Annotated in this window: 18 protein-coding genes; 14 read left to right on the top strand and 4 right to left on the bottom strand. The window is 58.8% G+C overall.

Annotated elements, in window-relative coordinates; translation table 11 throughout:
* The first annotated feature begins 24 nt into the window (after positions 1-24).
* A complete protein-coding gene (locus tag HXW73_RS04290; protein WP_186255058.1) occupies positions 25-1,824 on the top strand; it encodes a GGDEF domain-containing protein in 1,800 nt (599 codons plus the stop codon).
* 17 nt (positions 1,825-1,841) lie between these two features.
* Here HXW73_RS04290 and HXW73_RS04285 read toward each other — a convergent pair whose 3' ends face one another.
* Complete coding sequence (locus HXW73_RS04285) at positions 1,842-3,164, bottom strand: DUF2252 domain-containing protein (protein ID WP_186255057.1); 1,323 nt, start codon at positions 3,162-3,164, stop codon at positions 1,842-1,844.
* Positions 3,165-3,502: 338 nt separating this feature from the next.
* Here HXW73_RS04285 and HXW73_RS04280 point away from each other — a divergent pair, with 338 nt between their 5' ends.
* Together HXW73_RS04280 and HXW73_RS04275 are read left to right on the top strand one after the other, a co-directional pair.
* The gene (locus HXW73_RS04280) at positions 3,503-4,504 is read left to right on the top strand and encodes a GlxA family transcriptional regulator (protein WP_186255056.1); all 1,002 of its coding nucleotides are present in this window, start codon (positions 3,503-3,505) and stop codon (positions 4,502-4,504) included.
* Between the two features lie 117 nt (positions 4,505-4,621).
* Complete coding sequence (locus tag HXW73_RS04275; protein ID WP_186255055.1) at positions 4,622-5,857, top strand: TauD/TfdA family dioxygenase; 1,236 nt, start codon at positions 4,622-4,624, stop codon at positions 5,855-5,857.
* On the opposite strand, the gene HXW73_RS04270 is transcribed toward HXW73_RS04275, so the two are convergent.
* Positions 5,854-6,876: a GlxA family transcriptional regulator gene (locus HXW73_RS04270; protein WP_186255054.1), complete on the bottom strand. Its 1,023-nt coding sequence runs from the start codon at positions 6,874-6,876 to the stop codon at positions 5,854-5,856. The genes HXW73_RS04275 and HXW73_RS04270 overlap by 4 nt on opposite strands.
* Before the next feature lie 137 nt (positions 6,877-7,013).
* On the opposite strand from HXW73_RS04270, the gene tmpA reads away from it, so the two are divergent.
* From tmpA to HXW73_RS04215, 11 genes are all read left to right on the top strand, one after another.
* Positions 7,014-8,141 (top strand): 2-trimethylaminoethylphosphonate dioxygenase, encoded by a 1,128-nt coding sequence (gene tmpA, locus HXW73_RS04265; RefSeq protein ID WP_186255053.1) that lies wholly within the window; start codon positions 7,014-7,016, stop codon positions 8,139-8,141.
* Positions 8,138-8,725 carry an HD domain-containing protein gene (locus HXW73_RS04260; RefSeq protein ID WP_186255052.1) on the top strand — a complete coding sequence of 196 codons (588 nt, stop codon included), beginning with the start codon at positions 8,138-8,140 and terminating at the stop codon, positions 8,723-8,725. Before tmpA ends, HXW73_RS04260 begins: the two co-directional genes overlap by 4 nt.
* Positions 8,722-10,317 (top strand): 5-guanidino-2-oxopentanoate decarboxylase, encoded by a 1,596-nt coding sequence (locus HXW73_RS04255; RefSeq protein ID WP_186255051.1) that lies wholly within the window; start codon positions 8,722-8,724, stop codon positions 10,315-10,317. The genes HXW73_RS04260 and HXW73_RS04255 overlap by 4 nt, the downstream gene beginning before the upstream one ends.
* Positions 10,318-10,370: 53 nt before the next feature.
* Positions 10,371-11,309, top strand: a complete 939-nt coding sequence (locus HXW73_RS04250; protein ID WP_186255050.1) for an ABC transporter substrate-binding protein — start codon at positions 10,371-10,373, stop codon at positions 11,307-11,309.
* On the top strand, positions 11,306-12,055 hold the full coding sequence (locus tag HXW73_RS04245) for a class II aldolase/adducin family protein (RefSeq protein WP_186255049.1): 750 nt from the start codon (positions 11,306-11,308) through the stop codon (positions 12,053-12,055). Before HXW73_RS04250 ends, HXW73_RS04245 begins: the two co-directional genes overlap by 4 nt.
* A gap of 7 nt (positions 12,056-12,062) precedes the next feature.
* A complete protein-coding gene (locus HXW73_RS04240) occupies positions 12,063-13,274 on the top strand; it encodes a pyridoxal phosphate-dependent aminotransferase (protein WP_186255048.1) in 1,212 nt (403 codons plus the stop codon).
* Positions 13,271-14,068, top strand: a complete 798-nt coding sequence (locus tag HXW73_RS04235; protein ID WP_240538708.1) for an ABC transporter ATP-binding protein — start codon at positions 13,271-13,273, stop codon at positions 14,066-14,068. The genes HXW73_RS04240 and HXW73_RS04235 overlap by 4 nt, the downstream gene beginning before the upstream one ends.
* Positions 14,069-14,102: 34 nt before the next feature.
* Positions 14,103-14,876, top strand: a complete 774-nt coding sequence (locus HXW73_RS04230) for a transporter substrate-binding domain-containing protein (RefSeq protein WP_186255047.1) — start codon at positions 14,103-14,105, stop codon at positions 14,874-14,876.
* A gap of 78 nt (positions 14,877-14,954) precedes the next feature.
* Positions 14,955-15,662, top strand: coding sequence for an ABC transporter permease (locus HXW73_RS04225; RefSeq protein ID WP_186255046.1), 708 nt, complete (start codon positions 14,955-14,957; stop codon positions 15,660-15,662).
* Position 15,663: 1 nt separating this feature from the next.
* Positions 15,664-16,407, top strand: coding sequence for an ABC transporter permease (locus HXW73_RS04220; protein ID WP_186255045.1), 744 nt, complete (start codon positions 15,664-15,666; stop codon positions 16,405-16,407).
* On the top strand, positions 16,404-17,873 hold the full coding sequence (locus HXW73_RS04215) for an aldehyde dehydrogenase family protein (protein WP_186255044.1): 1,470 nt from the start codon (positions 16,404-16,406) through the stop codon (positions 17,871-17,873). The genes HXW73_RS04220 and HXW73_RS04215 overlap by 4 nt, the downstream gene beginning before the upstream one ends.
* 4 nt (positions 17,874-17,877) lie before the next feature.
* On the opposite strand, the gene HXW73_RS04210 is transcribed toward HXW73_RS04215, so the two are convergent.
* Complete coding sequence (locus HXW73_RS04210; protein ID WP_186255043.1) at positions 17,878-18,381, bottom strand: GNAT family N-acetyltransferase; 504 nt, start codon at positions 18,379-18,381, stop codon at positions 17,878-17,880.
* 116 nt (positions 18,382-18,497) lie between these two features.
* Positions 18,498-19,136, bottom strand: coding sequence for a glutathione S-transferase family protein (locus tag HXW73_RS04205; RefSeq protein WP_186255042.1), 639 nt, complete (start codon positions 19,134-19,136; stop codon positions 18,498-18,500).
* Positions 19,137-19,186: the final 50 nt, after the last annotated feature.

Below are 19,186 nucleotides of genomic sequence, written 5' to 3'. Positions count from 1 at the left end.
CTATACAAAACGAGGACGTTCGCCATGCTGCCCCGTGGGTTCGCCATACGCCATTGCATTCTGCTGATCGTCTCACTGATCCTGCTGACGACATTCTCTAATGGACTCAAAGCAGACCCGCCACCTGAACCGATAACAGACTGGGAATACCGCTGGGGCGATTCTCCTCTGGATGCAAACGGCACGCCCGAATGGTTAGAGGGTGAATCCACCGACTGGCAATCAACGACATCCCCCTCTAACCCCCCTGGCCGCGGGGGGCATCAGCACCTTTGGTTACGCACAACGTTGCCTGAAGGTGATTGGAATGACCCCGTCCTTTATATCACCAGTATCAATTTAATTGGCCAAGCCTACCTCGGCGATGAGCTGATCTATCAGTACGGGGAGTTTGACGACCAGGGGCGAGGCGATTTTGCTGGCTGGCCTTGGCATATGATCGACCTACCTCAAGACGCCGCTGGTCAAACACTCACTTTCCGGCTTTATTCCTACTACACCAGTATTGGCCTTTGGGGCGAAGTGCAGGTAATGGAGCGTATTGATGTACTCAAACACGTTATCCATGAGTCGGCCCAGGATCTTGGCGTCAGTGCGCTCGTATTGGTGCTTGCAATTCTGGCAACCATTTTCGCTCTTATGGGGCCTGAGCGGCGTGGTTTTCTGGCCATCGCGCTGTTCGCCTACGCCTCTGGACTGATGCTGCTTGCCGAAGCACCTGCCCGCCAACTGATCGCCGACGGCCCTCTGGCTTGGGATACGCTTAGAGCGGGCAGCTATTATACCTTACCAATCGCGCTAGGGATGTTGCTCAGCCATTGGCTTGAGGGCACGGCCAAGCGCTGGATTCAACGCCTCTGGGTCTTGCATGTGGCTTACCTGGTGATTGCCATTGGCCTGGTGCAGCTAGGCATTATCAGCCTCTCGATTACCTTCCCGGTGTTCGATGTTCTGCTGGCCATCTCCTTACCCATTATGCTGCTACTCGCCCTCTTTCGCTTTCATCAGCTCAACCTCGAACAGCGCTTGCTGGTACTCAGCTTTACCTTTTTCGCGCCGTTGTTACTCGCCGATATGGTTGTCGCCCATGGTTTTGTGGCCTGGCGTACGGTGCCGTTAAGCTATGGCAGCCTGGCCTTTGCGTTGGCCATCGCGGCGATATTTCTATGGCACTACCGACGCACTCAACAGCAACTGGCAATGTCCAACGAGACCCTGGAACTCCAAGTGGCGGCCCGCACTGCTGAGCTTGATCAGCTGGTTCGGGAATTAGAGGGCCTTTCATATAAAGACTCCCTTACCGGCCTTCACAACCGACGCCACTTCAACACGGTATTCGACCATGAGTGCCGTCGTGCTCAGCAGCATGGCAGCCAACTCTCGTTGTTGATGTTGGATCTTGACCATTTCAAAGACATCAACGATTACTTTGGCCACGACGCAGGCGATGCCGTACTGGTCAAACTGGCCTCTGTACTCACTCAACACTTCATGGAGTTGGGAGTGGTCTGCCGAATTGGTGGTGAAGAATTTGTGGCTCTCCTCCCGGATGCCTCCGCCAAAACAGCCGAATCCAGCGCCAATACGCTGTTAACCTCTGTTGCCCAATGCGCCTGTGTTCACCATGGAATACCACTTAGGCGCATCACGCTGTCTTGCGGCATCGCCACTTACGCCGACCACACTCATGATCCGCATAAGCTGCTTCGACTCGCGGATGAAGCGCTTTATCACGCCAAACGCAGCGGCCGTAACCGCTGCGTTGTATGGTCCGAGTCATTTGAAGAACATGGCTTTACACTCGGCAGGCAGCAAACACAGTAATCCAGGTTGATCGCAGCCTAAGGTGAATCAGTCGCCAGGAAGTGATCGATGAACACGCTGTAGTCCTGCACGACGCAATCAGCATAAGCCATCGCCAAGGTCGACACGACATCCACAAACTGCTCTTCACGCCCTTTAAGCCGCTGGCAAACCGCCATGGCAAACGCCCGATGATCGCCGTTATTCAGCGCTTGCGCACCGCGCAGGTGTTCGCGGGCAAGAATCTGCCCCCACTGCTGGGCGAGCTTGCGATACGGCTTTCCGCCGGAAAGTTTATGGGTGGGAAAGTCTTTCTTGAAGGGGGAGCGCTCGCGAACCGAAAACATCTTGTCGTTCATGGTTAACCAACCCAGATAGGCATCCGGATGTTCCGCAATGGCATGAAACGCCGCCGCGTGGCGAATGCCTTCATTGGGAAATAGCTTTCGCCATGCCTGCTGTTGAGCCTTGTCCATAAAGCGATACGCTTCCGGGGTCACCTGCTCTTTGACATCCAGAATGATGTCGTCGTGTTCATGGTCAGCGCCACCTTCAATCAACACATAATAGCGATCTACCCCAAGCGATCCGGTGCCTGCATCTAACCGGCGAGCGGTGTCTTTTACACGGAAATGGCGGGGGTCGCTCTCTTTTATCGGATCCTGAAGCGTTTGCTGGTATTCCTGCTCGATCAGTCGACGCAGCTGGCTGGCCATGTCTGCCGGCAAGTTAGCGAGCTTGCCGGGGCGTTCCGCAAACTGACGGCCATGCTCGTCGTCGAGGGTGGTCCACTTTTCGAGCATCCGCGCACGGCTCTGCTTGTCCGCCACCTTGCTCATGAAAGGCTTCAGCTGGCCTTTAGCGCTCTCCAGCGTCACCGCCTCTATGGGCACGTCATCGGTATAATCCGCCACGGTGTGACAGTAACCTTCCAATAGCTTTTTAAGAGCTTTATCAATGGCCTTAGGGCTGAGCTCGACATTTTCACGACCATCCAATACCACGCTGATGGCCAGCTGCCACAGATCGTATTGGTAGTCACCGATCAGCGCATCGTCAAAATCATCCATGCCGTAGCGCACCTGGTCATCATGATGACCGTAAGCACCAAAATTGTAGACATGGGCGTCACCTTGCAACCAGGTTTGGGTATTGGGCCACCCCCCAAACAGCGCAAAGCGCCAGTCGTGCCATACATCCTGCCAGTACAGATGATTGGTACCCCGGAAGAAACGATACGGCGACGCCGCCATCTTGGCGTATTTGGCTTGACGGGTCGCCGCGGCCAATGGCGCGTTGGCTTGCTGGATGGCTTTAATTACTTGCTGAGGGCGGTTGTGTCCCGTTAGTGCATGACTCATCGCGATGCCTTTGTCGGTGCATAAATGCTATTCACTCTAAGCATAGGCGACAAACGTTAAGAGATTAAGTCACAGGGCTGAACGTCTTGTATATTCAGGCAGGTACAACCAAGGAACGGCAACATGAAACGCTTGACCACTGGAAACGCCCCAGCCCCTCAACCAAGCGCTTGTTCAGTAAGACATTGTTGGCTGTCTACAAGCAGGTATATGCTACCTCACATCTATCGAAGGCGATGGCTGCCATGTCCTCATCGGCATCGTAAAAGCCCAATGCAAAAACATCTACTTTGTAAGACCAGGACTCACTACCGACCAGCATCAAGGAACTTTACCGCATGCGACTGCAGTACCAAGGAAAATCCCCTGAGCGTATCGGTTTTCTGCTGCTCCCTCGTTTTGCCATGGTGGCGTTTTTCTCAGCCGTAGAACCGCTCCGCATTGCCAATCGCATTGCCGGGCGCGAATTGTTCCAGTGGCGCGTGATTAGTGAATCGGGGGATCCCGTGACGGCCAGCAATAACATGACGCTAATGGCCGATGAAGGACTGACCCCCTATCCCGATATATCCAGCCTGGCTGTCTGTGCCAGCTTCGAGCCCGAGAAATCGATTTCCCGTCAATTAACGCAGTGGCTGCATCGCCAGGCACAACGCGGTTGCGTACTCGGAAGCATGGACACCGGTGCGATTGTATTGGCAAGCGCTGGCTTGCTGGACGACCAGACGATCACATTGCATTGGGAGAGCCTACCGGTGTTCCGTGAATCGTATCCGCACTTAAACGCCGTCGAATCTCTCTTTGAAGTAAGCAAGTCTGGTTTTTCCTGTGCGGGAGGCACAGCCGCCATGGATATGTCGCTGGACCTAATCGCGAGGCGCTATGGCGATACACTGGCTCAGCAGGTGTCGGAACAGCTCATTCATGCGCATATTCGCCACCCCGAGGACCGCCAGCGTTTCGAGCTATCCGGCCGACTCGGCTCTCGTAAACCCGCACTATTACGAGCTGTCGCCTTGATGGAAGCAAACCTCGAACACCCTATAACGATTGCCGACATCTCTGAACAGGTCAATATCTCGTTGCGTCAGCTTCAACGGTTATTCGAGCAAGAGTTGGGCAGCAGCCCACGCCGTTACTATCTTGCTTTGCGGCTCGAGCGATCCCGCCAACTATTGCGCGAAACTCAGCGCGACATCATCGAAATCGCCCTTGCCTGCGGCTTCAATTCCGCATCGAGTTTTTCTCGCACATTCCGGCAACATTTCGGTTATACACCCAGTGACGTTCGTCATCATGCCAGACCGAACGTCGCACCCGCTGAACGCTTAGTGCCTTAAAAAGGCATATACAGCACAGCCCATGACGCATTGCGCGCACCAGCGCCATCATCCTGCTGGCAATGTGGCAGGCATCAAAAGCGAATGAATGCCAATCCTCATAACGGAGCGCCCGTCATGCCCCTAGACACCCACGATTCCTTGCCACCTACGCCCGATTACGATGCCTGGCCTGTCGACGTTTCGATTGCATCGATTGAACATCAGCCAAGAGAGCTGCATGTTTACTGGCAGGATGGACGATTCAGTCGCTATCACAGCGTCTGGTTGCGCGAAAATGCTGCCGATGATTCAACGATTAACCCCGCCACCCGTGAACGCATACTGGATCTTTCAAGTCTGACCGCTTGGCCAACGCTCGCCAGTGCTGAGCTTGAGGAGAGTGGCGCCGTCTGCCTGACCTTTGCACCTGAGCAGCGGCAATTACGCTTTCATCCCGGTTGGTTGCGAGCCCATGACTATTCCAACGGCCATACTCAGGATGCACCGCTGGTTAGCGTAACGACATGGCGGGGTAGCGATAAGCAGGCCCCTGATACGTTCGATGCCAACGGCTGGCTTGATCACCCGTCAGGCAGCCCCGTCGACACTGCTCTGTTGGAACCGGCGCTGGAAAGCCTTTTGAGTCAAGGTCTCGTCAGGCTTCAAAACCTGCCCACCGCCCCCGGCACACTGGCTAACATCGCCCGGCGAATTGGCCCTATCCGGCCGACGAATTTCGGTGAACTCTTCGATGTGAAGGCCAAACCCAACCCGGATTCAAACGCCTATACATCGATTGCGCTGCCACCGCATGTGGATCTACCAACACGCGAATACCAGCCGGGACTACAGCTGCTGCATTGTCTGGAAAACAGTGTTACGGACGGCCAAGCAGTGATGATGGACGGTTTTGCCATTGCCGAGGCACTGCGCGATGAAGAACCTCAAGTCTTCGACACCTTGAGACAAGTGCGATGGTGCTTCGCCAATACGGCCCAGACCACCGACTATGTATGGCATGAACCAGTGATTCGCTGCGATGCGCATGGTGAGCTGCTCGAAGTCCGCATCGCCGATTTCCTGAGGGGTCCCCTGCAGACCGATTTCAACCAAGTCGAGCCAGCCTATGAAGCGTTAATGGCACTACAACGCCGCTTGCGTGACCCCAGCTTCGCGATGCGATTCACCTACCACCCCGGTGACTTGGTCATCTTCGATAACCGTAGGCTACTGCATGCACGTGATGCCTTCGAAGGCAGTAGCGGCCAGCGTTGGCTGCAGGGTTGCTATCTGGAACGCGACGAAGTCCGCTCGCGTTACCGCATCGTGCAACGCACCAAGCGACAAAAGCGTATCGCAGCAACTGACTAGTTACCGGCGGACAGGCTGCCACGTTCAGCCGTGGTACTAGGCGCTTCCCCGAAGCGCTGGCGATAAGCACGCGCGAAATGGGCCGGCTGAGTGAAACCAGTCGCCAATGACGCCTCGGTCACTCGGCAACGGCTATCGGCCAGAATACGTTGTGCTTGGTCGAGCCGCATACCCAGGTAGCACTGCTTCGGGGTTTCCCCAAAATGGGCCATGAACAGCCTTGTCAATTGCCGTTGTGATTGCCCAATCATGCGACAAATATCGGGAATGGGTATGACTTGTGATAAGTGGGCTTCCATCACCGCCAGTGCTCGAACCACTGTCCGTGGAAGATGTGCCAATTGACGGCCGTGAGCCATGGATGCGCTATCCGTGTTACCCCGCTGATGCACAATTTGGCGTCCCACAGCATCGGCTAGCGCGGGCCCATAGGAACTCTCCACCCAGGTCAGCATCATATCGATGCTGGCCACGCCTCCCGAACCGGTCAAGCGCCCGTGACCAAATTCATAACATGCATCACTGATGGTGAGGTCAGGAAACTCCTGTCGAAAGGCCGGTATACACTCCCAGTGCATTGCGATCCGGTGCCCTTCCAGCACCCCCGCCCGGGCTAGAATAAAAGGGGCAGTATCCAACCCGCCGAGCCAGCCACCATGCGCTGCAACCTGCCTTAATATCGACCGCTCATGCGACGTGGTAGTGGCCTCTGGCTCGTAGGAGGAGACCACCATCAGATGGGCGTTTTGATCGACATCATCGAGACGCCCATCAACATCAATGCGCACCCCATTACTCGCGACCACGGCTTCCCCATCCGAGGACAGTAAGCGCCAGGCAAAGAGGTTACGCCCAAATCGATTGGCGACCCGTAACGGTTCCAGGAGGCAGAAAAGGGTCAGCATGGAAAACTTGGGCAATAGCCACACATTCAATGTTTGTTCGGCCTCTACGAAGTCTAGTAGCGGCGGCGAATCCGGGCGTGGATAGGGCCAGCCCTCAGGTATGCTGTCTTTCATGGCTAAAATTATTCAATAAAAGGCTAATTTTATCAAGTCTGTTACCCAAAACAGCGATAGGGTAGACGTCGGCAAGGCAATGATGAGCCTAGCCAATACAGTCGTCAGCAACCGATTATTTGCGGAGAGCCGTCCCCATGTCCCAATCCGTCACCGTCAACCTTCAAGCACAGGGCCGTCGCCTACGGATTGAGGCTGACGGCCATCGTCGCGACTTTGCCCCCCTCTGGTTACGTGAACGCAGTCCCGATGATGCCACCCGAGACCCCTATACCGGCCAACGCTTGATCGAAGCCGCCGAGCTACCGCTGGACCTGATGATTGAGACGGCCGATGTGGCTGATGGGCAACTAACGCTAGGCTTCAGTGACGGGCACCTCACCACCTTCACACTAGCCGAACTGCTCAACGAGCAGGCCAGCGATTCGCCCCGGCAACTCTGGGATGCCGCCCAGGCGCCACACCCCAAAGCAGACTTCGCTACCGCCCTTGAAGACGATTCGGCGCTGCTATCCATGCTTGATGCGCTACATCGCCACGGCTTTGTCGTCGTCTCGGGGGTGCCCACCAACAATGACGGCATGCAGCCGCTCATTGATCGCATTGGCCCGCTAAGACGCACCAACTGGGGCGGCATCGCCGACGTCAAATCGGTGGCCAACGCCTACGACCTGACCATGACTCAGCGCGGCCTGGAGCCCCATACCGACAATCCCTACCGGGATCCCATCCCCGGCTATATTTGGCTACACTGCCTGGCCAATGCCGCCGAAGGTGGCGACAGCACCCTGGCCGATGGCTTTATGGCGGCGCGCCTGCTGCGTCAGCGCGACCCGAACGCCTACGCCTGCCTCACTCGGGTAACGCCCAGCTTTCGTTATTGCGACGCCGATACCTACCTGGAAAGCGAAGGCCCACTAATCGAACTGGACAGCCGAGGCGAGCCTGCCCGGGTGCGCTATTCCAACCGTACCGAAAACATGCCAGCGCTGCCTGTAGAAGAGCTGGAGGCATACTATGCCGCCCGCAAAGCCTTCTATCAGTTAATCACCGGCGAAGAATTGACCCTGCACCTTAAGCTCGACCCGGGCCAGATGCTGATTATCGATAACTATCGCTTGCTGCATGGGCGCAGTGCTTTTCAACTGGCTGACGGCGTACGCCATATGCGTCAAGGTTATGTCGATCGCGATAGCACCGCTAGCCGTCGCCACGTGCTGCATCAGCGGCTCGCCACTCCAAAGGCCCAAGGAGAACCCGCATGAAACAAGCTCGCTTTCGCTACTTCGGTGAGGCTCAGCGCGATGACTGGGCGCTGATTGATGCCCGCTTCCGTGACTATTTATCCGATACCCCGCGCCGGGTACTCGCCCACCTGCACAACCTGGCCGGTGATCACCACGGCTATCCGGTTGATCGCTACGAGCACTGCCTGCAGACCGCCACCCGGGCGCTGCGCGATGGTGCCGACGAGGAAATGGTCGTCTGCGCGCTGCTTCACGATATCGGCGACGACCTGACCCCGGCTAACCACGCCGAGGTCGCCGCGGCCATCCTCGAGCCTTTCGTCGATCCACTCAACGCCTGGATGATTCGTCACCACGAACTCTTTCAGGGATACCATTACCGGCACTTCTTCGGCCAGGACCCTCACGCCCGGGAGCAATATCGCGACCATCCCGCCTATGAGCGCACAGTCCTCTTCTGCGACCGTTGGGACCAGGCCAGCTTTGACCCCGATTATGACACCCTGCCCCTGGAACACTTCGTCCCCATGGTCGAGCGCGTACTGGGGCGTACGCCCCACGGTGGACTCCCCGAGCCGCTCCCCGAAGAGGCGCTACGATGAGCCAGACCTGCGCCCAGTTGCTGCTACGCCTGCTGGAAGCCTATGAGGTGGATACCGTCTTTGGCATCCCTGGGGTACACACGATCGAGCTCTACCGTGCCCTGGGCGCGAGCCCAATCCGCCATGTCACCCCGCGCCATGAGCAGGGCGCGGGCTTTATGGCCGACGGCTACGCTCGCGCCAGCGGTCGTCCCGCCGCTTGCTTTATCATCACCGGCCCCGGCATGACCAACATTGCCACGGCCATGGGCCAGGCGATGGCTGACTCGGTGCCCATGCTGGTGATCTCCAGCGTCAACCGCCGTAACACCCTAGGGCGTGGCCAGGGGCGGCTCCATGAGCTGCCTAACCAGCAACAAACCCTGGCGGGCGTCAGTATTTTTAGCCACACCTTGCACGACCCGGCCGCCCTACCGGAGATCATCGCCCGCGCCTTCGCCACCTTTCGCGGTGCACGACCCGGGCCAGTGCACATCGAGATTCCCATCGACCTGTTTGATGCCCCGGTGGCCGATCATCTGCCGCGTCCGATCGAGGTATTTCCTCCGGCACCGGCGCCCGCCGCCACTGCTCGCTCTGCCGAGTGGCTCAGCCAGGCCGAGCGCCCACTGTTACTGCTTGGCGGCGGCTGCATGGCGGCCCCCGAGGCTGCCCGCGCATTGGTAAATCGGCTGCAGGCTCCGGTTCTGACGACGATCAATGCCAAGGGCGTGCTGGGTCTGGACCACCCCCTCGATCTGGGGGCCACCATGAGCCTGCCCGCCGCACGTGCCCTGGCGGCGGATGCCGACGTCATTCTGGCACTGGGCACCGAGCTGGGCGAAACCGACTACGATCTGGTGTTTGATGACGGCTTCCACCTCAACGGACAGCTCATTCGAGTCGACATCGACCCCCAGCAACTTGGCCGCAATCAGCGTGCCGATCTGGCCATGGTCGCCGATGCTGGCGAGACCATGGCCGCGCTGTTGCGGGCACTGCCCCACCGCCTCGAGTCTGATGGACGCGCCGCCGCGACTCGTCAGGCGCTGGCACTGCATGAAGACCCCGATCTGACCCCCTATGTGCCGCTCTACGCCACGCTGCTGGCCACGCTTCCCGATGCCATCTTGGTGGGCGACTCCACCGGGCCGGTGTATGCCGGCAACTTCCTGGCCTCTTTGCCCGCGCCTCGCTGTTGGTTCAACTCGGCGACTGGCTACGGCACCTTGGGCTATGGCCTGCCGGCAGCCCTCGGGGCCGCCCTGGCCTGCCCAGAACGACCGGTGGTCGCTCTTGTGGGGGACGGTGGTGTGCAGTTTGTGCTCGGCGAGCTTGGCACTGCCCGTGACCTGCCCTACCCAGTAGCGGTGCTGATCTGGAACAACCAAGGCTATGACGAAATTCGCCGCTACATGGCCATGCACGCGGTGCCACAGTTGGGCGTCGACTTGACGGCGCCAGACTTTGCCGACTTGGCCAATGCATTCAGCTGCCGCTATCGCGCAGTGGGCGGCCCCGCGTCCCTGGGTAAGGCACTCACACAACTGGGAGATGACAACTCACCGCTGCTGATCGAAGTGGATGCCACAACTTGGATGAACACTGTGTAAATAGCAAAAGCCATCAATAATAGATCGATTAATCGACACACAAGGACCCTGACATGCGTAAAAAAGTTTTTTTAACCACCATGACACTGATCGGCATACTGCCGCTAACTGCCCAGGCGGCCCAGGATGCCAGCGATGAACTGCGTCTAATCGTTCCCCCCTGGCCAGGGGTCACCGTCAAGTCGGAAATCCTCGCCCAGCTAGCAGAGCCGCTGGGATATCGCGTTGAGACACTGGAGGTCAGCTCTACAGTGGGCTATCAGACCCTGCAGAGCGACGAGGCTGATGCCTTCCTGGCCGGCTGGCTGCCTGCCCAGCAGGAAAGCTACGACGCCACCATGGCGGCCGGTGCGATTGTTGACCTGGGCAACAACGTGGAAGGGGCCCGCATGGGGTTCGCGGTGCCAGGCTACGTCCATGAGGCGGGTGTGACCAGCGCCGAACAGTTGGCCGATCCTGAAACTGCCGAACGCTTTGACCACCGTGTCTACAGCATCGAGAGTGGCTCCACCGTCACTGACATGCTCGAGAACGCCATCGAGGCAGATACCTATGGTCTTGGCGACTGGGAAGGGATGCCGTCCTCCACGCCGGGCATGCTCAGCGAGGTCGCCGCTGCCGTAGACGAGGACCGTTGGATTCTCTTTTACGGCTGGACGCCCCATTGGATGATACCCGAGTACGACGTGCATATCCTGGATGATCCGGAGAGCGTCTTTGGCAAGAACAACGGGCAAAGCGATGTTAAAACCATCGTCGCTAAACGTTACACCAAGGCCAACCCCAACCTGACCCGCTTGCTCGATCAGTTCACCTTCTCCGCCGACGAGCAAAGCGAATTCATCAGCGCCTTCAGCCTGGAAGAGCGAGACCTTGATGCGGTTGCCAGAGAGTGGATTGAACAACACCCTGAACGTGTCGCTAGCTTCCTGGAAGGCGTAACCACCTACGACGGCAAGGAAGCCCAAGCCGCAGTGGAAGCCAGTCTATGAGCGCTGGTGCTTCTCAAGAGGGGGAAGTGCGCCGGGACTTGGCCGCTGCTTATCGACTGATCGCCCTGGACGGCATGGACGACGGTATCGATACGCATATCTCGGCGCGTCTTCCCGGCGAGCGCTTTTTGCTCAACGCTTACGGCCTGCGTTTCTCTGAGGTGCGTGCCGACAGTCTGGTGACAGTAGACGCCGACGGCAAGGTGCTCGACGACCCTACCGGGCTGGGCATCAACCCGGCCGGCTTCACCATACACAGCGCTCTCCATAATGCCCGACCCGACGTTCATTGTGTGCTGCACACCCACACCGTGGCTGGCGTTGCGCTCTCCTGTCTCGAGGAGGGCCTCCTGCCGCTCAACCAGTGGTCGCTGGAGTTCTACGATCGGCTGGCCTACCACGACTTCGAAGGCATTGCGCTGGCGCTCGATGAACGCCAACGTCTGGCTGACGACCTGGGCGATCATTCGGCCATGATCCTGCGTCAGCACGGTTTACTGACCTGTGGCCCAAGCGTTGGTGACGCTTTCCTGCGCATGCGCAACCTGGAGCGTAGTTGCCAGGCACAGTTGGCGGCTCAGGCCACCGGCCAGACGCTGCGTTTGGTATCGCCTTCCATGGCCGAACACGTAGCCCGACAGTACGCATCTTGGGCGGCAAGCCCCGCTGGCAGCGATCGAGCCTGGCAGGCCGAAATACGGCGGCTGGATGGCGCTGACGATTCCTTCTCATCAGAACTCAAATAGGCGTCCTATGCACTATTCACGACTCACCGGCCGTATCGCTGGCGAAGGAGCAGCGGCCTGGGATATTCACTACCGCGCCCTGGCCCGTCAGGCCGCTGGTGAAAAAATCACCTTACTCTCGGTAGGCGACCCGGATTTTGCCACCCCAACGCCGATTGTCGAGCGCGCGGTGGCCAGCTTACGCGGTGGTGCTACCCACTATGCCGATGTCCAGGGCAAGCTGGCGCTACGCCAGGTGATCGCCGACGGCTATCGCCGCCAGGGCCTTGAGGTAGGCCCGGATAACGTGATTGTCATGGCCGGTGCCCAGTGCGGTCTGTATGCCGCTGCCCAGTGCTTGCTGGATCCCGGCGACGAAGTACTGGTGCCCGAACCCAGCTATGTCACCTACGAAGCCGTGCTACGTGCCACCGGCGCAGAACTGGTGCAGGTGCCGCTTCCCAGCGAGGCAGACTTCCGCCTCGACCCGGTCGCTCCGGAGGCCGCCATCACACCTCAGACCCGGGCGATCCTGCTCAACAGCCCCCACAACCCCACCGGCCAGTTGATCGACGCCGACACCTGGGAAGCCATCGCCGCCCTATGTCGACGCCACGACCTATGGTTGATCACCGACGAGGTCTACGCCGAATTGATTTTTGAGGGCAAACATTTCTGCCCCGCCACGCTAGAGGGCATGACCGAACGCAGCGTGATCGTCAGCAGTCTCTCCAAGTCCCACGCCATGACCGGCTGGCGCTTGGGCTGGGTACTGGGCCCCGAAGCGCTGATTGAGCACATCACCCACTTGGCGCTATGCATGCTCTATGGCTGCCCGGACTTTATTCAGGACGCTGCCTGCGATGCCCTTCAGACACCGCCCGCTGAATTGCACGCCATGCGTGAGGCCTATCGGGCGCGGCGCGACGCTGTTTGCGAGGCACTCGCTGAAAGCACTGCGGTGACCGCTATCCGTCCACCAGCGGGAATGTTTCTGATGGTGGATATTCGTGCCACGGGCCTCTCATCCCAAAGCTTTGCTGATCGCCTGCTCGACGAGGAGGGCATCTCCGTGCTCTCCGGCGAAGCGTTTGGGCCCTCAGCAGCGGGCTTTGTGCGGCTCAGCCTGACCGTTGACGCCGAGCACCTCACCGCCGCCAGCCTACGCTTGGCAGCCTGTGCCGAGCGCGCCCGAGCTGAACTATCACCTACCCCGGCTCAGGAGGCCGATTGCCTATGACATCATCATTTCCGCCTGCATCTCGTCCCCACGCCGCCCCCGCACCGGCGGTTGTGGCTAATCACCTCCACAAACATTTTGGCGATCTTGAGGTGCTCAAGGGTATCTCTCTCGAAGTGCCAGAAGGCAGCGTTACTTCAATTATCGGCGCCAGCGGCTCCGGCAAAAGCACCTTGCTGCGCTGCATGAACCTGTTGGAAAGACCCGACCAGGGCGAACTGGCGATTGCGGATGAGTCGATTCGATTCACCCGCAATCCCCAGGGCGGCATCACTGGTCTGGATCGGCGCCAACTGCAACGGTTGCGTGCCAAGGTGGCGATGGTTTTCCAGCAATTCAATCTTTGGCCCCACTTAACCGCTCTGGGCAACGTCATTGAAGCCCCCATGCGGGTCAAGGGGCTTTCCCGCAAGCGGGCTACGGCCTTGGGTGAGCACTATTTAGAGCGGGTGGGGATGGCCGATCGGCGTGATGCTTACCCCGCCTTCCTTTCCGGCGGGCAACAGCAACGGGTGGCTATTGCTCGGGCACTGGCCATGGAACCCCGGCTGTTGCTCTTCGATGAACCGACTTCAGCGCTGGATCCTGAGCGCGTCAACGAGGTACTGGGGGTGATCCGCGGACTCGCCGACGAGGGCCGCACCATGCTACTGGTCACCCACGAGATGCACTTTGCCCGAGAAGTCTCCGACCAGTTGGTTTACCTCGACCAGGGGCGCATCGCTGCCGAGGGCACACCGGAAGAGGTTTTTGATGATCCCCGCTGCCGCCAGTTTATGGCGCCTGCGGCCTGATAGCTCCACAACACCATAACGACAGGAGAAGTCCATGAAATTCCCGATGATGATCGCTACCGCCGTGACCGCACTTGGCCTCGGCCACTCCGCCCAAGCCGCCGAGCCACTCAAGGTGGGCATTTCCGGCGAGCCCTATCCGCCCTTCACCTACAAGGCGGCCAGCGGTGACTGGACCGGTTTTGAAGTGGACCTGGCCCATGCCTTGTGCGATGCCATGAACCGCGAGTGCGAAATCGCGCCCACCGGCTGGAGCGGCATTATTCCCTCACTCAATGCCGGACGCATCGACATGATCATGAACTCAATGTCGATCACCGAGAAGCGCAAGCGGGTCATCGACTTCACTCGCCCCTATTACTTCACACCAGGCGCTTATGTGGCAGCAAGCGATGCCACGCTCGCTATTCCCGAGGGACTGGACGGCTTGGTGATGGGGGTGCAAGGAGCGACTACCAACGCCACCTACGCCCGCCGTGAACTGCGCGACAGCGGCGTGGATGTCCGCCTCTACGATCAGGCGGAACAGGTCAATAACGACCTGCTTTCAGGGCGCCTGGATGTCATTCTGGCGGATGAGATTGCCATGCTGCAGTTCCTTGAGCGCGACGAGGCGGAAGGCTTCGAGATCAAGGCCACCGCTCCCCGCCATGAAGCTTATGGCGAAGGCATCGGTATCGGCCTGCGCCAGGATGATGATGAGCTACGCGAAGCCCTTAATGCCGCCATCGCCACGGTGATCGAAGACGGCACCTGCGCCAGCCTCTCTGAGCAGTACCTGGGCACCGATGTCTGCGTCTACGAGTAAGCGACAACTGACTGTTGTTGCCTCCCCCGGTGCCATAGGTATCGGGGATTCGCTCTGTGACCGAGGAAATAGTCGACCATGACAGCTATGACACCGGAGGGGCTCGGTGACTGGGCCGGCCCCATTCTTAGCGGCGCGCTAACCACGGTACAGATCGCCGTGCTGGCCTACGCCATAGGACTACTGTTGGGACTGCTGGGCGCTGGCGCAAAGCTCAGCCCTTGGGCGCCTTTACGCGGTCTGGCCACTGCCTACTCCACGTTGATCAGGGCGGTGCCCGAACTGTTATTGATCCTCCTGCTCTACTATGCCGGTGCCCAGGCACTGGATACCCTACTGGCGTATCTGGGCATGGCAGGTGCTGTGCAGATCACCGGCTTCGCCACCGCGGTGGGCGTACTGGCCTTCGTTCAGGGTGCCTATATGACCGAAGTATTCCGGGGTGCTATTTTGGCCATTCCTCAAGGCCAGTTGGAGGCCGCCGATGCCTTTGGCTTCTCGCGCTGGGCCCGTTTTCACCGCATCGTGCTGCCGGGGATGCTGCCCAACGCCCTCCCCGGCATGTCGAATCTGTGGCTGATCTTGATCAAGGACACCGCTCTGATCAGTGTGATCGGCTTCAACGAACTGTTTTTCACTATCCAGCAAGCCGCCGCCAGTAGCCGTGCCTACTTCCTTTTCTATGCCGCCGCCGGGGTTATTTACCTGCTAATGACGCTTAGCTCCACAGCACTGTTCGCGCGCCTTGAGCGTTATGTGCGGCGCGGCCAACCCTCGGAGGCCTGATATGGATTTTTCCTGGCTGAGCGATCCTTTCTATCAGGACTACCTGTGGGAGGGGTTTATCAATACCCTTTGGCTACTGCTGGTCTCGGCGGTGGGCGGTCTGCTGCTAGCGGTGGGGGTGGCGCTGGCACGGATCCGCGGGCCCCGTCCCCTGGCTTGGCTGACCTGGGCCTTTACCACTGTCATGCGCGGCACCCCACTACTGGTGCAGCTGTTCTTCTTCTACTATGGCGTAGGTCGCCTGCTGGAGGGAGTTCCGGGCATTCGCGAAAGCGTCTTCTGGCCGCTGCTACGCGATCCCTTCTTCTTCGCTGCGGTGACCTTCATTCTCAGCGTAGGCGCTTACTCCGGCGAGGTGATCCGCGGCGCGATGCTGAGCGTCCCCCAGGGCGAACTCGAGGCTGGTCGCGCCTTCGGCCTCTCCGGATTCCAGATACTTACCCGACTGTGGCTACCACGAGCCATCCAACTTTGCCTACCCACCCTTACCGGCGAGATGATCCTGCTGCTCAAGTCGGTCCCGCTGGTTTCCACTATTGCCCTGATGGATCTATTACAAGCAGCCAATATCATCCGTGACGAGACCTTCCTGGTCTACGAACCCCTGCTGCTGATCGCCGGTATTTACTTGGCCACCACCGTGGTGCTAACGCTGGCGCTACGTCTTGTAGAGATCAACTTTCCCGGCATGCGGCCAACGCGACACCGCTGGCTGCCCATTCGCTGGACAGGAAAAACGCCATGACTGCTTCCATAAGCGCCCCCAAAGACATCCTGTACGAACAGTTTATCGACAACGCCTGGGTGCCGAGCCGAAGCAAGACGTACCGCCAGGTGCTCGATCCCTATCACGAATCCCTCCTGGCCGAGGTGACCTGCGGTGATCCGGCAGACGTCGATCTCGCCGTGGCAGCGGCCCAGCGCGCCCTGCCCGGCTGGCGAGCCACGCCGGAGGCAAGCCGAGGCGCGCACCTGGAGGCCATCGCGACGGGGCTTGAAACCCGCCGCCAGGCCCTCGCTGAACTCTCCAGCTGCAACAACGGCAAACCTCTGGCGGAAGCCTACCAAGACCTGGACGACGCTATCGACTGTTACCGCTACTACGCCAAGGCCGCCGTGGCTCTGGGTCAACGCCAGGGAACCGTTGCAGAGGCGGGTCAACCCGACCTGGAAGCGCGTCACTACTGGGATGCCATCGGTGTGGTGGGGCTGATCACCCCCTGGAACTTCCCGTTGGTCAGTAGTGCCTGGAAACTGGCGCCAGCGCTCGCCGATGGCTGCACGGTGGTGTTCAAACCCTCCGAGGTTACCCCTCTGCCCGAGCAGATACTGGCCGAGATTGTCATGGAGGCAGGCCTGCCACCAGGCGTATTCAATCTACTGCTGGGCGACGGCGAGGGTATCGGCGCCCCGTTGAGCCGCCATCCCGACATCGACAAGTTATCCTTCACCGGCAGCAACGCGGTGGGCGAAGCGGTGATGCGCGCCGCTGCTCAGGGTGTCAGGCCAGTCTCCCTGGAGCTGGGCGGCAAGTCACCGATTCTGGTTACCGAAGACGCCGATCTTACAGTCGCTCGGGATCTGGTGATGGCCGGTATCTGCTACAACGCCGGCCAGATGTGCTCAGCTACCAGTCGACTACTTGTCCATGAAAGCTTGGCGGATGACCTTTACGCGGCCATCGACGCCGCCATGGCCGCACTGCAAACAGGTGACCCCATGGCCAAGGAGACCGATATGGGGCCCTTAGTCAGCGCCCTTCAGCGGGACCGAGTGAACGCCTACATCGCCCAAGCCAGAGCAGAGGATCTCCATAGCGAGACACCCCCCATCACCTTGCCTGAATGTGGTTTTTTTGTGGCACCGCGCCTCTATCGCGAAGTGCCTACCACCAGTCGCCTGTGGCGGGAGGAAATTTTTGGACCACTGCTCTGCGCACGCCGAGTGGCTAACGACGAAGAGGCCATTGCCCTGGCCAACGACAGCGATTTTGGTCTGGCCGCCACGGTGGTGGCCGGTGATCCCGACCGCGCAGAGGCTATCGCCCGGCGTTTGGAGGCCGGCAACGTCTGGTGCAACAACGACCAGATAGCACCGCCCCAGGGCAGTTGGGGTGGTATGAAGCGCAGTGGCATAGGCCGTGAACTGGGCGATTCGGGTTTGAACGCTTACCTTGAGCTCAAGCGCATCACGCGTCCCATAAAGCATTGAGATATCAACACAGCGGTTTTCCCTGACCACGGTTAGGTCTCAACCGCCGTGACATCACCGTAACGGTTTCGCCCCGGTACTCAAGGCTTTCTACATCTTGCCAACCCAGGCGTCGATAGAGCGCCTGCTGGTCGGGGGTATAGAGATAGAAGAGCTCGATGCCGTTCTCAATGGCTTCGGCTTCTACCCGGCGCACCAACGCAGAGGCAATACCCTGCCCCCGCCATTCGGACACGACAAATACTGAGGCAAGCCAGGGGGAAAGTTCACGGCGAATGCTCATATCATCGGCAATCAGGCTGGCGGTGCCCACAGGGGTTTCGTCTTGCATGGCCACAAAGATTGAGGGCACCCCGGCCTGGCCACATTCAGCCTTTAAACGCTCAATAGCCTGTTCTTGAGTGAGACCAGGATGTAAATGGCCCCAGCTTGCAAATGTCCAGCCCGCGACGGTTTCAGCGTTAGGGTCGTCGGCTCTTAGCCGCTTGATGGAGATATCGCTTTGCATGAACGGCTCCCGGCCTTATTTAGCACAAGCGAATACAGTAGCGATATATGGGTAGGCTGGCCAGCGTCGACACCTTCCAAACACGCCGCTAGCCAGAGGTTTTGCCGACAAGATCATCAGATGGAGACAGGCTTCATTTTCTCAGCCAGTTTATCGTCCAACTCATTGGCCCGTTTGGCGGCTGGTCGGCTTTCCATGCGCTCTTCTATGTAACGCTTGAACACTTCGTTTGGCGGGATGTTCTTCTGCATCGTTTCCCACCATAGATAGCTGCTGACCAATATATCTGCGGCGGTAAACTGATCGCCGCAGATATAGGTATTTTCACTGAGTACTTTTTCAAGCGTATTGATGCTGTCTTCCACTTGCCCACAGCCGACGGCCTGTGCGTTGCTGCTGTCGATTTTCCAACTGTACGTCATGGCACTGGTGGCCATTTCGAACGGACCCGCCATAAAAAACAGCCAGCGATAGTAGGTTCCGCGTTCGGGAGATTGCGGGGGCGGTGACAGCTTTTTATCTGGGAACTGATCCGCCAGGTATGCACAAATAGCGGCCACTTCCGTCACCACCGTATTGCCATGCTTGATGGCAGGCACCTTCCCCATGGGGTTTATGGCCAAGTAGTCCTCAGATTTCATCTCTGAACCAAACTCCATCGCCTCTACCGAGTAGGGTATGCCGACTTCTTCCAACATCCAGCGCACCACGCGGCCACGGGACATCGGATGAGTGTAAAACGTAAGTTCTGACATGCTGAGCTCCTTTTTAGTCAATTTTTAGATGACATTCGGTACTGCCATAT

Source organism: Halomonas sp. SH5A2, from assembly GCF_014263395.1.
GTDB lineage: Bacteria > Pseudomonadota > Gammaproteobacteria > Pseudomonadales > Halomonadaceae > Vreelandella.
This window is presented reverse-complemented; position numbering and strand designations above follow the sequence as displayed.